The 13926-nt window shown below is 38.5% G+C and carries 14 protein-coding genes; 11 read left to right on the top strand and 3 right to left on the bottom strand.

Annotated elements, in window-relative coordinates; translation table 11 throughout:
* Window positions 1–112: 112 nt before the first annotated feature.
* The 3 genes from CAV_RS01940 to gpmI are packed head-to-tail and all read right to left on the bottom strand — an operon-like array spanning window position 113 to window position 2802.
* Window positions 113–520, bottom strand: a complete 408-nt coding sequence (locus CAV_RS01940) for a pyridoxamine 5'-phosphate oxidase family protein (RefSeq protein WP_094324839.1) — start codon at window positions 518–520, stop codon at window positions 113–115.
* Between the two features lie 9 nt (window positions 521–529).
* Window positions 530–1273, bottom strand: coding sequence for a 3-oxoacyl-ACP reductase FabG (gene fabG / locus CAV_RS01945; protein ID WP_094324840.1), 744 nt, complete (start codon window positions 1271–1273; stop codon window positions 530–532).
* Between the two features lie 50 nt (window positions 1274–1323).
* Entirely contained in the window at window positions 1324–2802 is a 1479-nt protein-coding gene (gpmI, locus tag CAV_RS01950) for a 2,3-bisphosphoglycerate-independent phosphoglycerate mutase (RefSeq protein WP_094324841.1), read from the bottom strand.
* Window positions 2803–2877: 75 nt separating this feature from the next.
* On the opposite strand from gpmI, the gene mraY reads away from it, so the two are divergent.
* The 11 genes from mraY to CAV_RS02005 all read left to right on the top strand — a co-directional run bounded on the left by mraY (window position 2878) and on the right by CAV_RS02005 (window position 13905).
* On the top strand, window positions 2878–3939 hold the full coding sequence (gene mraY / locus CAV_RS01955) for a phospho-N-acetylmuramoyl-pentapeptide-transferase (protein WP_094324842.1): 1062 nt from the start codon (window positions 2878–2880) through the stop codon (window positions 3937–3939).
* A complete protein-coding gene (gene murD / locus CAV_RS01960) occupies window positions 3939–5135 on the top strand; it encodes a UDP-N-acetylmuramoyl-L-alanine--D-glutamate ligase (RefSeq protein WP_094324843.1) in 1197 nt (398 codons plus the stop codon). The genes mraY and murD overlap by 1 nt, the downstream gene beginning before the upstream one ends.
* Before the next feature lie 138 nt (window positions 5136–5273).
* Entirely contained in the window at window positions 5274–6554 is a 1281-nt protein-coding gene (locus CAV_RS01965; protein WP_094324844.1) for a major outer membrane protein, read from the top strand.
* A gap of 124 nt (window positions 6555–6678) precedes the next feature.
* Window positions 6679–7977, top strand: a complete 1299-nt coding sequence (locus CAV_RS01970) for a major outer membrane protein (RefSeq protein WP_094324845.1) — start codon at window positions 6679–6681, stop codon at window positions 7975–7977.
* Between the two features lie 112 nt (window positions 7978–8089).
* Window positions 8090–8287: a major outer membrane protein gene (locus CAV_RS01975; RefSeq protein WP_094324846.1), complete on the top strand. Its 198-nt coding sequence runs from the start codon at window positions 8090–8092 to the stop codon at window positions 8285–8287.
* 8 nt (window positions 8288–8295) lie between these two features.
* A complete protein-coding gene (locus CAV_RS01980; protein WP_094324847.1) occupies window positions 8296–9405 on the top strand; it encodes an ABC transporter substrate-binding protein in 1110 nt (369 codons plus the stop codon).
* Window positions 9406–9414: 9 nt separating this feature from the next.
* A complete protein-coding gene (locus CAV_RS01985) occupies window positions 9415–10524 on the top strand; it encodes an ABC transporter substrate-binding protein (protein WP_094324848.1) in 1110 nt (369 codons plus the stop codon).
* 7 nt (window positions 10525–10531) lie between these two features.
* Window positions 10532–11416: a branched-chain amino acid ABC transporter permease gene (locus tag CAV_RS01990; protein ID WP_094324849.1), complete on the top strand. Its 885-nt coding sequence runs from the start codon at window positions 10532–10534 to the stop codon at window positions 11414–11416.
* A complete protein-coding gene (locus CAV_RS01995; protein WP_094324850.1) occupies window positions 11416–12453 on the top strand; it encodes a branched-chain amino acid ABC transporter permease in 1038 nt (345 codons plus the stop codon). The genes CAV_RS01990 and CAV_RS01995 overlap by 1 nt, the downstream gene beginning before the upstream one ends.
* On the top strand, window positions 12437–13210 hold the full coding sequence (locus CAV_RS02000; RefSeq protein ID WP_094324851.1) for an ABC transporter ATP-binding protein: 774 nt from the start codon (window positions 12437–12439) through the stop codon (window positions 13208–13210). The genes CAV_RS01995 and CAV_RS02000 overlap by 17 nt, the downstream gene beginning before the upstream one ends.
* Window positions 13210–13905 (top strand): ABC transporter ATP-binding protein, encoded by a 696-nt coding sequence (locus CAV_RS02005; protein WP_094324852.1) that lies wholly within the window; start codon window positions 13210–13212, stop codon window positions 13903–13905. Before CAV_RS02000 ends, CAV_RS02005 begins: the two co-directional genes overlap by 1 nt.
* Window positions 13906–13926 lie beyond the last annotated feature (21 nt).

Consider the following 13926-nt stretch of genomic DNA (forward strand, 5'->3'; position numbering starts at 1 on the left):
GGCTGCAAAAACTGAAATTTCGCCGGTTTTGGCAAGTTAGTTTTAGTAAATTTCTAGACTTTATTTTGATTGCGGTTGCGGCAAGCTAGTGAAGCCTGCGTCTCAAGGCTTTTTAAGCCTTGAAAATTTCAAATTCTCCGTTTAGCTTTTGCAACCTTGCACTTAGTTTATCAAGGTAAAAAACCTCAAAGATAGGATTATTAACATCCTTGTATATGTCTTTTACAAGAGGATATTTTTCAAACATCGCTTCCTTAACCTTTTTATCATCCTCAAACACGGCTTGAGCTCTTAGCCTTAAAAAAGTTCCGTCCTTAGCACAAGAGCAAAATTCTATACCGCTGTGCTTTTGTATATGCTTGTAAAGATTTTTTTCATTAGAGGTATAAAAATAAATTCTATCCTCATACAAAAGCGGACTTTGTACAGGCCTTAAGCGAGGATTGCCACAGGTTCCAAGCGTAGCCAAAAACGCAGGTGCGTTATCGTCTAAAAATTTAGCTATATCTTCTAAAGTCATATTTTTTCCTTACATATATAATCCGCCGTTTATCTTAAGGCTTTCCCCTGTCACATAGCTTGAATAATCGCTAAGCAAGAACGCCACACACTCAGCCACCTCTCTTGGTTCTGCAAATCTCCTAAGAGCTATGCTATCCTCATAAGCCTTTTTTATCTCATCGCTTAGCTTGTCCGTCATATCGCTTTTTATAAAGCCCGGCGTAACGCAGTTGTATCTTATGTTTCTGCTAGCGCCCTCTTTAGCAAAGGACTTTGTCATAGCTATCATAGCACCCTTGCTTGCGCTGTAATTTGTCTGCCCAGCATTGCCCATTTCACCAACTATAGAAGCCACATTCACCACAGCCCCAAATTTCTTTTTGCTCATGGCCTTTAAAGCCTCCCTGCAACCCAAAAAGGCCGAATTTAAATTCGCCTCTATCACGGAGTTAAAGTCCTCAAGCTTCATTCTTAGAGCCAATTTGTCATTTGTAATTCCTGCATTATTTACAAGATAAGAAAGCTCGCCATCACTATCAATTATAGCTTTAACCCCAGCTTCAAATTCATCCTCCTTGCTAGCGTCAAAGCATATCACAGCAGCCTTGCCACCGCTTTTTTCGATTTCCTCTTTCAAAGCGTCTGCAAGCTCAGGTTTGCTTCTATAATTTATCCACACCTTTAAGCCAAAAGAAGCCAAGGTTTTAGCAATCGCCGCGCCAATGCCTTTGCTAGCCCCGGTTATTAATACATTTTTGCCACTAAATTTCATTTTTTATCCTTTATTTAAATTTTTAAAATTCTACCCACTTAAAGCAAATTTTAATATATCGCCTCGTTCATTTGAGGTGCTTTTTCAATGCCCATTATTTTAAGCACAGAAGCGGCTATATTGCTAAGCCCCATTCCCTCTTTTAGCTTCGTTAAGCCCTTAGCCTCTACAAAGACAAAGACATCAAAATTTGTGTGATTTGTTAAGATGTTGCCCTTTTCATCCTGCATAGCCTCGCAGTTTCCATGATCACTCGTGATTATAAAGGCATAATCTTTTTTCCTAGCCTCATCTACAAGCACTCCCAAGCACTCATCGACAGCCTCAACAGCCTTCACACAAGCCTGAAAATCCCCCGTATGCCCTACCATATCGCCGTTTGCGAAATTCACTACTATGAAATCATACTCCTTATTTATAGCTTCTTTCACCTTTTCAAGTACTTCATACGCACTCATCTCAGGCTTTTCATCATAAGTTTTTACCTTAGGGCTTGGCACTAAAAACCTATCCTCATTTTCAACGCATTCTTCCTTGCCGCCGTTAAAGAAAAAGGTTACATGAGCGTATTTTTCGGTTTCTGCTGTGTGAAACTGTCTTAAGCCTTGTTTTGAAATCACCTCGGCCAAGGTATTTTCTATCTGTTCTTTTTCAAAGATAACAGGCAGCTTAAAGCTATCATCATAAACAGTCATGCACAGTATGTTTTTGCAAAGCTTTTTTCTTTCAAATTCAGCAAAGCTCTCATCTTTTAAAACAGTCACTAGCTGCTTCATTCTGTCATTTCTAAAATTTATTAAAATTATGCCATCATCCTCATTTATACCCTTAAATTCAGCATTCTTAACAGGTTCTATAAATTCATCAAAGACGTTTTTATCGTAACTTTCTTGCATGTAAGCGCTAAAACTTTCTACTGAGTTTACCTCGCCCATTAAGCATTTGTAGTATTTTTCTAGCCTTTCCCACCTCTTATCTCTATCCATAGCATAAAAGCGTCCGCACAAACTAGCAAAGCTCACACCCTCTTTTTTGCAAAACTCCTCCAAGGCACCGATAAAAGAAAGCCCGCTTGTAGGTATCACATCCCTGCCATCGCTAATTGCGTGTGCAAAAACCTCCGCACCGCTTTGCTTTGCTATCTTAGCTATGGCGTTAAAATGGCTTAAATTTGAATGCACACCGCCATCGCTATAAAGCCCTATGATGTGAATTTTCTTGTGTTTTTTTAAAAAGTTTTTTAAATTCTCATTGTCCTTTAGGCTGTCATTTTCTATCGCCTTGTTTATCCTCACTAAATTTTGATATATCACGCGACCACTTCCTATGCACATATGGCCTACCTCGCTATTTCCCATTTGCCCCTCAGGCAAACCAACAGCAAGCCCGCTGGTTTTTAAAAGTGAGTTTTGCACCTCTTTAAAAAGTCTTTCATAAGTGGGTTTTTTCGCCGCTTCAAAGGCGTTGTAATAAGAGCTTTTATTATAGCCTATCCCATCAGTTATAACCAAAATACATTTTTGCTTCATTTCCTACTTCCCTTGCCGTAATTTAAGTTAAATTTTACTACAATTTCATTTTTGAAAAACTAACAAGGACGATTTTTGTATTATCTGCATTATTTTTCTGATTACGCCTTTTTTTCATATATTAGCGTTCGTGCGGGTGCTGCCTTTTTCATATCTTTAGTTTTAACTCTTTTTTTAATGCCTAAATTTATAGCTTGGGCAAAGTCTAGGGATGTAAAGCAGCCTATTTATGAGTTAGCCCCAAGCTCACATCAGCAAAAGTGTAGCACTCCTACAATGGGCGGCCTAGTCTTTGTAATCTGTGCTTTGCTTGGCTCCTTACTCTGTGCCAAGCTTGATAATGTCTTGGTTTTATGCTCTTTGTTTTGCCTTGCAGCCTTTTGTTTCATAGGTTTCATAGATGATATAGCAAAGGTTTTAAAGAAAGATAATCACTCAGGCCTAAGCCCTAACGAAAAGATTTTTTACCTAAGCTTAGTATCCTTGCTTTGCATTTTGCCCCTATATCTAGGCTCTTACATAAGCACGGAGCTTTATTTTCCATTTTACAAATACCCACTTTTTGACATGAGTTTCTTTGCCTTGTTTTTTTGGGTTTTAGTCTTGCTTTCAAGCTCAAATGCCGTAAATTTGACGGACGGACTAGACGGACTTGCAACCGTGCCATCGATTTTTTCCCTTGCTACCTTGGGAATTTTCATGTATCTAAGCGGAAATGTCATTTACAGCGAGTATTTGCTCTTGCCTAAAATTCAAGGTTTGGGCGAGGTTGTTATAGTGTGTTCTGCTTTAATTGGCGCTTTGATAGGCTTTTTGTGGTATAACTGCTACCCGGCTCAAGTTTTCATGGGCGATAGCGGCTCCTTAGCCATAGGAGGATTTTTAGGATTTCTAGCCGTTATAAGCAAAAACGAAATTTTACTTCTTTTAATAGGCTTTGTCTTTGTCCTTGAAACCATTTCTGTGATTTTGCAGGTCGGTTCTTTTAAGATGTTTAACAAAAGAGTGTTCAAAATGGCACCAATACACCACCATTTTGAAAAAATAGGCTGGGTAGAAAATAAAATCATAGTTCGTTTTTGGACTATAGCTTTCTTAGCAAACCTCCTAGCCATAGCCACCATAAAGTTAAGATAATGCAAAAGTCTTTATTTGGTTATGGTAAAACTACCAAGGCTTTGGCACAAAAATTTGGCGGCTTTCATATCTATGATGATACTTTCAAAGAGCCTAAAGAAGATGAATTTAACAACATCTTGCTAAACCCCTCGTATTTTAATCCTGCCTTAAGCGAGCTTGAGATTATGAGCCCGGGTTTTCCGCCAAAGCACAAGCTCATAAAAGAGGCTAGGAATTTAACAAGCGAGTATGATTATTTTTACGATGTTTCGCCCAAAACCGTGTGGATAAGCGGCACAAATGGCAAAACCACCACCACGCAAATGTCTCAGCACCTGCTGGCTAAAATAGGCTCTCAAATGGGGGCAAATGTTGGCATTCCTTTAGCCGAGCTAGACCCTTACGCAAGGCTTTGGATACTTGAAACCTCAAGTTTCACCATGCACTACACTAAAAAAGCCAAGCCCGAGCTTTACGCCCTTTTGCCTATAACGCAGGACCACCTTTCTTGGCACGGTTCTTTCAAGGCTTACGAGAAAGCTAAACTAAGCGTTCTTTCAAGGATGAATGAATGCGATGTGGCCATTTTGCCAGCCAAGTATAAGGATGTAAAAACAAAGGCTTATATTATAACTTATGAAAATGATGAGGATTTGGCCTTAAAGATGGGCATTGACATGGCTAAAATTTCTTTTAAAACCCCATTTTTACTAGACGCTATCCTAGCCTTAAGCATAGAGAAAATTTTACTTGACAGCACCTCATACGAGCTTTTAAACTCCTTTGTCATCCTTGATAACAAGCTAGAAGAATTTAAGGATAAAAAGCAAAGGCTGTGGGTAAATGACAGCAAGGCCACAAATTTAGACGCCACCAAAGCAGCGTTGATAAGATACAAAGACAAAGACATTCATCTTATCTTAGGAGGCGATAGCAAGGGCGTTGATTTAAGCCCGCTTTTTGCCTTTATGAAAGATTTTAAGATAAGGATTTATCTCATAGGCACTAGCAAAAAACAGTGCGAAGTCTTGGCTAAAGAGTATGACATAAAATACAGCCTTTGCGAGAATTTAGAAGATGCGGTTTTTAAGATAGATAAAAGCCTAAATTTAAATGAAGTAGCACTTCTAAGCCCTGCCTGTGCTTCCTTGGACGAATTTAGCTCTTATGCTCAAAGGGCAGAGCTTTTTAAGGACTGTGTGGCAAGGCTTTAAATTTAAATCTAAGTCTTGCAAATGTCCTTGAGATAGCGTTTTTTTTCTACCGTTTCGCATATGAAATTTTTGCCATTTTTTGTCCAAAATACCTTTCTTTTTTGCTATAATTTTAATATTTTTTTATAAAGGAGATTTATGAAAGCTTTAAAACTTTCTTTAGTAGCTGCTCTTGCAGTTGGTTCGTTTTCAGCTCTTAATGCTAAGCCTTTAGAGGAAGCTATTAAGAATGTTGATTTAAGCGGTGATCTAAGATACAGATATGATAGCTCTACTGCTAGAAAAGCACCCCAAGCTTTTATAGGTGCTGGTGTTGCTGGTAATCAAGATCATAGATTTAGAGCTAGATTTGGTGCTAAAGCTGACATAGGTGATGGCTTCAAGATTTTCGGTCAAATTCATTATGATTTTGATAAAAATAGAGGTTTTGGAGATCCTGCTTCTGCAGGTCAGGGTAGAACCCAAACAGGCAAACCTTTCGCTTTAAGACAAGCTTATTTGCAATACGATATGGCTGATTACGGCTTAAACTTCATCTGGGGTCGCCAAGAATTAGGAACTATTTGGACAGATGATTTCGTAGGCACTGCTGCTAAGGTTGTTTATTCACCTTATGATGGTCTTGCCATAGCTGCCTTTGCTGTAGATAGCTTTGAGGAAGATACAGACGGCGATAATGCTAGATTTGATTACCTTATGGGAGATGCTGCTGGCGATCCTCTAACTAGCAGATTATATAAATATAATATGTATGGTGCTGCTGTTTTAAGTGGCTTTGATTTGGGTGGTTCTAGCTTAGACTTTAACTTATGGTTCGCACAACTTATGAATACAGCTACTTTCTATGCTGTTGATTTTAAATACACCCTGCCTTTAGCTGATGATTTAGCCTGGTCTTTAAGAGCTACTTATCTTGGCAACAGTGTGGATAGTTATTTTAAAAATAAAGGAGCTGATGCTGGAAACTTTGTAAATGTTTATGGAGACATCAAAGGTTACGGCTTTGACGGTGGTTTGGGTGGAGTTTATTATGGTAAAAAAGATAAAATTACGATAAACACCATTGAAGATGTAGGTTCTTTTGGTCTTTCAGTAGGTAAGGAATTTATGTATTCTAGAGGTTCTTGGATTGTTATAAGCCAAGGTCAAACCACTGCTGGATATGTAAATGTAGGCTATACCCTACCATCTGATTTTAGGATAGGCTTACAAGGCGTATATGGTGGAACTAAAACAGGTGCTAATGGAGCTGCCTGGGGTGGTGGCGATAAGCTAGAAGGAGTTGTAGAAGCTTCATATAAATACAGTGCTAATCTAGACTTTTTAACCTGGTATTCTTATCTAAACTACAGCGGTAGAACAAATGTAGATAATGAAACCAAAAACACCTTCCGTATCCAAGCAAGATACACATTCTAAAAAATTCAAGGCTTAAAGCCTTGAATTTCATTTTTTCTTGTATTCTCATTTTATTTATTTTTTTTCTAAAAATCCTATTTTTTTGATATAATATACCCGTTAGTTTACTTTTTAAGGAGAATATGTGAGATTAGTAAAACTTTCTTTAGTAACTGCCCTTGCGGTTGGTTCGTTTTCAGCTCTTAATGCTAAGCCTTTAGAGGAAGCTATTAAGAATGTTGATTTTACAGGTGAGTTAAGATACAGATATGAAGATAACTCTGAAAATAATGGCCAAATAGGTGATATTTCATCTGTTTCTGGTAAGCAAGATCACAGAATTCGTGTGAGATTGGGACTTAAGGCAGATGTGGGCGATGGCTTTAAAATCTTTGGTCAAGCTCAGTATGCTAACGATAAGGCTGCTGGTTATATAAACAGCAATACACCTGATGGTAGAACACCAACAAACAAGCCTTTTAACCTAAGACAAGCGTATTTACAATACGATTTGGCTGATTATGGTTTCGGTCTTGTGCTAGGTCGCCAAGAGTTAGGAACTATTTGGACATCTGATTTCGTAGGAACTGCTGCTAAGGCTATTTACTCTCCAGCTGATGGTATATCCATAGCTGCTTTTGCTGTAGATAGCTTCGAGGAAAATACAGGCGATAGCGATGCTATATCTGTTTCTAAGTTAAATTTGCTTCCTAATGCTGCACAACAAGCAGCTATAAATAGCAGAATTTATGAATACAATATGTATGGTGCTGCTTTCTTAGGTAAAGACATAGGCGGAAGTGGCTTTGATGCGAATATCTGGTTTGCACAGCTTATGAAAACAGCTACTTTTTATGCAGCTGATTTAGCTTATACCTTACCTTTAGGTGAGCAAGATTCTTGGAAGTTAAGATTTACTTACATGGGTAATAATGTCGACAACTCTTTTAATGAACTTTTAGGCGACATAGCTGATAGCGGACAGCTTTTCAACCTATACGGAACTGTGAATTTATACGGCTTTGATGGAACCCTAGGCGGTATCATGTATGGTAAGAAAAACAAAGTAACTATCAACACCATAGAAGATACAGGCTCAGCTGGTCTTAATGTGATAGGTAGAGAAATTTTATACGGACGCGGTTCTTGGACCGGTATAAGCAACGGACAAACTACCCTAGCTTACGCTTCTGTTGGTTACACCTTACCGGGGGATTTTAGAATAGGACTTAGAGGTGTTATAGGTGGAACTTCTGATACCTTAACTACCGGACAAGGTTCTACAGGTGGTGGCGATAAGAGCGAGTATGTTCTTGACCTAGATTACAAATACAGCAACAATCTTAAATTCTTTGGCTGGTATTCTATCCTAAACTATGACAACAAAGTTTATGGAACTAGCAAAAGAGACGCTGTAAGATTACAAGCTGCTTATACATTCTAACACTGTCCCCTTTTGGGGACTCTTCTTTAAAAATTCACATTTTCTTACTATATTTAGCTAAAGATTAAGTTAAAAAGCTTATAATTTCTTTAAAATTTCGTAAAGGAGATTTATGAGAATTTTGCTTTTAAGCTTTTTTATACTTTCTTCATTTAGCTTCGCAAAACCTTTAGAAGAAGCCATTAAAAATGTTGAAATCAGCGGTGAAATTCGCTACAGATACGAAAATAGTAATAATGATAAAATGACAGTGCCTCACAGCGGTGGGGGTGATAGAACAAGACTAAATGTTACCATACCTTTAAACTAGGAGTTATCATGAAAAAAATTCTTTTAAGCACAGCTCTTTTAAGCTGCTTTGTTTTCGCTAAGGATGTAAAAGTTGGCGTTGTTTTGCCTTTAACAGGCCCTGTTGCTGCTTATGGTCAGGATGTTTTGGCTGGGGTTGAGCTGGCTAATAAAATCATGCCAAAGGCTAAAAATGGCGATACCATAAATTTAGTAGTGCTAGATAGCAAGGGAGACAAGGTAGAAACCTCGACCGCAGCCCTAAGACTTGTATCAAAGGATAAGGTTGTGGCGATAATAGGCGAGGCCACCACCCCAAACACAATGCAAGTTATCTCAGTAGCAGAGGATAAAAAAGTGCCTATGATAGCACCTGTTGCAAGCGGGGACAAGCTTTTGGATAATAAAAAATACTCAAGCAGAGTTTGCTTTATGGATAGTTTTCAGGGGCAAAAATTCGCTGATTACGCCATAGATACCTTGAAGTATAAGACTGTTGCTATGGTTGTTGACCAGGCGAATGTTTATTCTTTAGGGCTTGCCAAGGTTTTTGAAACTCAGTTTAAAAAAAGAGGCGGTAAGGTGCTTAAAAAGCTTATGATAAGCTCAAATGACAAGGATTTTAAGGCTATAATTTCCCAGCTTCAAAGCGTGAAGTCTGACTTTGTGTATATGCCAATTTACCACCCAGAAGCAGCCCTAATAACAAAGCAAGCAAGAGCTTTGGGCTTTAACACTCCTTTTAGTGCAGGAGATGGGGTAAATAACAAGACTTTCATAGAACTAGGCGGCGAGGCTGTAAATGACTTCATCTTTACCGATAGCTTTGATTACAACAACCCAAGCACAGCCCTAGGTAAGAGCTTTGTAGATAGATATGAAAAAGAAAAAAAGACAAGAGAGGTTCCAGCCTTTGCTGCTATGGGAGCTGACGCTTACTTTGTAACGGTTAATGCCATTAATAACTGTGCTGCTTCTTTAACAAGCGAGTGCATTAACAACGAAATTCACAAAACCACGAAGCTAGAAGTGGTTGGCGGTGTGATAAGCATAGATAAAAGCGGAAATGCCAAAAGGCCGGTTATTATAAAAGAGATTAAAAACGGCAAGCAAAGCTATAAAGCTACTGTAAATCCTTAAGGAAAGACGATGAGAAAAATTTTACTTTTATCTGCTTTACTTGCTAGTGCTTTGCTAGCAAAGGATGTAAATATAGGTGTGATTATGCCTTTAAGTGGCTCTACGGCTGCTTACGGTCAGGCTGCACTTGAGGGGATTAAACTAGCAAATGAAATGAAAAATAAACTTCCAAACGGCGATACCGTTAAGATTGTCGTGCTTGATACAAAGGGCGATAAGATAGAATCAAGCAACGCAGCACAAAGGCTTATCTCCCAAGATAAAGCCATCGGATTAATAGGCGAAATGCTAAGTGCAAACACCTTGCAAATCATGAGCGTTGCAGAGGAAAACAAGGTGCCTTTAATAGCTCCAGCCGCAACCGGAGATAAAATTTTAAATAACAAAAAATACTCAAGCAGAGTTTGCTTCATGGATAGTTTTCAAGGCTCATCCTTGGCAAAATATGCAAGCGATACCCTAAAATACAAGAGTGCGGTTATAGTAAGTGACCAAAGTGCTGATTATTCTTTAGGTCTTTCTAGAGCCTTTGAAAAGGAATTTACGGCTAAAGGCGGCAAGGTGCTTAAAAAGCTTAGGATAAGCTCAGGCGATAAGGACTATAAGGCTGTGATTTCTCAAATTCAAAAGCTAAATCCGGACTTTATTTATATGCCGGTGTATTACACAGAGGCGGCTTTGTTTGTGAGACAAGCACGCTTAGCAGGGCTTAAAACTCCTATGGGCTCGGCTGATGGCGTGGCTGATGATACCTTTATAAAATTAGCTGAACAAGCGGCTGAAAATCACATCTTTACAGATAGTTTCGATTATACAAACCCGCCAACTAAGCTTAGCAAGGACTTTATAGCACAGTATCAAAAAAGCAAGAAAACAAAAGAGGTGCCAAATTTCACGGCTATGGGAGCTGACGCGTATTTTGTGATGTTTGAAGCTATGCAAAAATGCGCCTCCTCTTTAACAAGCGAGTGTGTTAATAATGAAATTCACAAAACTACGAATTTCAACGGCGTTTCAGGTATAATCAACATAGATAAAAGCGGCAACGCTACAAGGTCTTTGGTTGTAAAACAAATTCAAAATCAAAAGCAAGTTTATAAAGACAGCATAAACCCTTAGGATTTTTATGGATTTACAACAAGTTATAAACGGTCTTTCCTTAGGTTCTATGTATGCACTCATAGCCATAGGTTACACTATGGTTTATGGGGTGCTAAGGCTCATAAATTTCGCTCATGGTGAAATCATGATGATAGGTGCTTACTGCTGTTTGTTCTGCGTAAGTGCTATGAATGTGCCTTTTTTGGGTGCAATTTCTTTGGCCATGATTTTTGCGGCTTGTATCGGTATAGCTATGGATAAGATAGCGTATAAGCCCCTTAGAAAAGCGCCTAAAATTTCTTTGCTAATCACAGCCATTGGCATGAGTTTTTTCATACAAAATTTATTTAATGTGTGCTTTGGTTCCACGCCTAGGCTTTTTCCTGTTCCGCCTTATTTAGAACAAGTTATACAAATAGGCTCTTTAAATATCAGCCTTGCCACGCTTTGCGTGCCTATCTTAACTATCTTAATCCTAGCCATCTTGCTTTTCGTGCTTTATAAGATGAAATACGGCGTGGCCATCCGTGCCTTAGCCTTTGATATACACACTGTAAATTTAATGGGAATTGACGCAAATAAAATCATAGCCCTTGTTTTTGCTTTGGGCTCGGCTTTGGCGGCTATTGGGGGGATTTTTTGGGTTGTGAATTATCCCTCATTAGACCCTAATATGGGAGTGTTAATAGGGCTTAAAGCCTTTGCTGCCGCTGTTTTGGGCGGGATTGGCTCTGTTGTTGGTGCGGTTTTAGGCGGACTTATCATAGGCTTTACTGAGGTTGTGGCTGTGGCATTGTTCCCTGATTTTGCCGGGTTTAAAGACGCTTTTGCCTTTATATTTTTAGTATTTATTTTACTTTTCAAACCTAGTGGAATTTTAGGAATAAATTATGAAAGAAGTAGATTTTAATGACTGTTAATAAAGCTTATCATTTAGCCTTTTTATTTATAGCCTTAGCCTTTGTGTTTTTATCTCCTTATTTTTTTAGCGATTATGGCATGCGAATTTTAAACAATATCGCGATTTTTATAATCCTAGCCGTTTCTTATAACCTCATAAACGGCGTTACAGGGCAGTTTAGCCTAGAACCTAACGGCTTTGTGGCTGTTGGGGCTTACGCTACTGCTATCATGCTTTTAAGTGCTGATGATAAAATTTCACAATTTGCCTTAGAAGACCCTAGCTCTTTAATACTTGCACTTTATACGGGCAATTTTTTCATAGCACTTTTAATGGGCGGCCTTTGCGCCTTGGCTCTTTCTTTGGTGCTTTCTTTTGCGGTGTTTAGGGTAAGAGGGGATTACTTAGCTATAGTTACTCTTGGCTTTGGCATTATCATAAAGCTTGTTGCTATAAATTTTCCTTCCTTTACTAATGGTTCTTTGGGGCTTGTCGATATACCAAAGCATTCTAACATCTATGTTACAGGCATTTTTGCCATACTTGCTGTGATTTTAATACTGAATTTGGTGTATTCTAAATACGGTCGTGCGATGAGGGCGATTAGAGATGATGAGGACGCGGCCTCTGCCATGGGCATTAATACCTTTTGGACCAAGACTTTAGCCTTTGGAACCTCAGCTTTTTTAGAAGGTGTTGGAGGCGGCTTGCTAGTTTGTCTTTTAACCACTGTTTCGCCAGAGCAATTTGAGTTTTTACTAACCTTTCAGCTTTTAATAATCATAGTTTTAGGCGGTCTTGGCTCTACAACAGGAGCTATCATAGGAACTGTTTTGGTGCTTGGGGGTACGGAGTGGCTTAGATTTTTAGATGAACCTATGAATATCTTTGGCTATGAAAGCGAGGCAATGCCGGGTCTTAGAATGGTTGTTTTTTCTTTAATACTAATCCTTATAATGCTTTTTGCAAGAAAGGGCATTATGGGAGATAAGGAGCTTTTAGACTTGCTTAAAATCAAAAGGAAAAAAAGTGATACTAAGTCTTAAAAATATCACGAAAAATTTTGGCGGAGTAAAGGCTATCAGCGATACTTCCTTTTCTATAAATGAGGGCGAAATTTACGCTATCATAGGCCCAAATGGTGCTGGAAAAACAACTCTTTTTAATATAATCACAGGAAATTACAAGCCAAGTTCTGGTGAGGTTTTATTTAAAGACAAAAGAATTGACAAGCTAAAGGCGCATAAAATAGTACATCTTGGCATAGCAAGAACCTTTCAAAATATAAGATTGTTTTCATCCATGACCGTGCTTGAAAATGTCTTGATAGGCCTTAATAGCAGCATAAAATACAGCTTATTAGAAGCCTTTTTGCACTTAGGGCGTTTTAGGAAAAGCGAGAATTTAGCTAAAAATAGGTGTTTAGAGCTTTTAAAAGAGCTTGACATAGAGCATTTGGCCTATGAAAAGGCAACTTCACTTAGCTACGGCCAGCAAAGAAAGGTGGAAATAGCAAGAGCTTTGGCCACAAACCCTACCTTGTTGTTGCTTGATGAGCCTGTTGCTGGCATGAACGCAGCTGAAAGCGATGAATTAGCAAGTCTTATATTTAGGCTAAGAGATAAATATAAACTAAGCGTTTTGCTAATAGAACATGATATGAAATTTGTGAATACTTTGTGCGATAAGGTTTTAGTGCTAGATTATGGCAAGGTAATTTTTGAAGGCAAGATAGAAGAAGCTGTGCTTAATAAAGAAGTGATAGCAGCCTATCTTGGCGACATAGAGCAGTTGGAGAAATAGTGTTAGTAGTTAAAGATTTGCATGTGTATTATAACTTGGTAGAAGCTGTTAAGGGCATTAGCTTTGAGATAAAAACGGGACAAATAGTTAGTTTGATTGGTTCAAATGGAGCCGGCAAAACCTCTACGCTAAATGCCTTGCTAAACTGCGTGAAAAGAAAGGGCGAGATAAGCTTTCTAGGCTATGACACTAAAAGACATTTGCCCCACACCTTAGTGCAAAAAGGCATAGCCTTGGTACCTGAGGGTAGGAGAGTGTTTATAAATTTAACTGTTGAGGAGAATTTAAAAATCGGTGCTTTTAATAACGATGAAAATTACGAGCATTTAAAGGAACAAATGTATAAAATTTTTCCTAGATTAAAACTTAAGAGAAACGCCCTGGCAGGAACTCTAAGCGGAGGCGAGGCGCAAATGCTTGCTATTTCAAGAGCCTTAATGAGCGAACCAAAGCTTTTGATGCTTGATGAACCAAGCCTAGGACTTGCACCAAAGATAGTAAGCGAGGTATTTCAAACCATAATGAGACTTAAGGAGGAGGGCATTACCATACTTTTGGTTGAGCAAAATGCCTATTTAGCCCTCAAGATAAGCGATTATGCTTATGTTTTGGAAAATGGCAAGATTAGTATGCAAGATGAGTCCTCTAAATTAATAGGCAATGATGAGATACGCAAAAAATACTTAGGCTTGTAGTTAGTTAATTTATCTTTGTTA

Origin of the sequence: Campylobacter avium LMG 24591 (assembly GCF_002238335.1) — a bacterium.
Classification (GTDB): domain Bacteria; phylum Campylobacterota; class Campylobacteria; order Campylobacterales; family Campylobacteraceae; genus Campylobacter_D; species Campylobacter_D avium.

Coding starts and splice junctions, on each gene's coding strand:
- CAV_RS01940 (WP_094324839.1), bottom strand. CDS start 520: ATGACTTTAGAAGATATAGCTAAATTTTTAGACGATAACGCACCTGCG.
- fabG (WP_094324840.1), bottom strand. CDS start 1,273: ATGAAATTTAGTGGCAAAAATGTATTAATAACCGGGGCTAGCAAAGGC.
- gpmI (WP_094324841.1), bottom strand. CDS start 2,802: ATGAAGCAAAAATGTATTTTGGTTATAACTGATGGGATAGGCTATAAT.
- murD (WP_094324843.1), top strand. CDS start 3,939: ATGCAAAAGTCTTTATTTGGTTATGGTAAAACTACCAAGGCTTTGGCA.
- CAV_RS01965 (WP_094324844.1), top strand. CDS start 5,274: ATGAAAGCTTTAAAACTTTCTTTAGTAGCTGCTCTTGCAGTTGGTTCG.
- CAV_RS01975 (WP_094324846.1), top strand. CDS start 8,090: ATGAGAATTTTGCTTTTAAGCTTTTTTATACTTTCTTCATTTAGCTTC.
- CAV_RS01980 (WP_094324847.1), top strand. CDS start 8,296: ATGAAAAAAATTCTTTTAAGCACAGCTCTTTTAAGCTGCTTTGTTTTC.
- CAV_RS01985 (WP_094324848.1), top strand. CDS start 9,415: ATGAGAAAAATTTTACTTTTATCTGCTTTACTTGCTAGTGCTTTGCTA.
- CAV_RS01990 (WP_094324849.1), top strand. CDS start 10,532: ATGGATTTACAACAAGTTATAAACGGTCTTTCCTTAGGTTCTATGTAT.
- CAV_RS01995 (WP_094324850.1), top strand. CDS start 11,416: ATGACTGTTAATAAAGCTTATCATTTAGCCTTTTTATTTATAGCCTTA.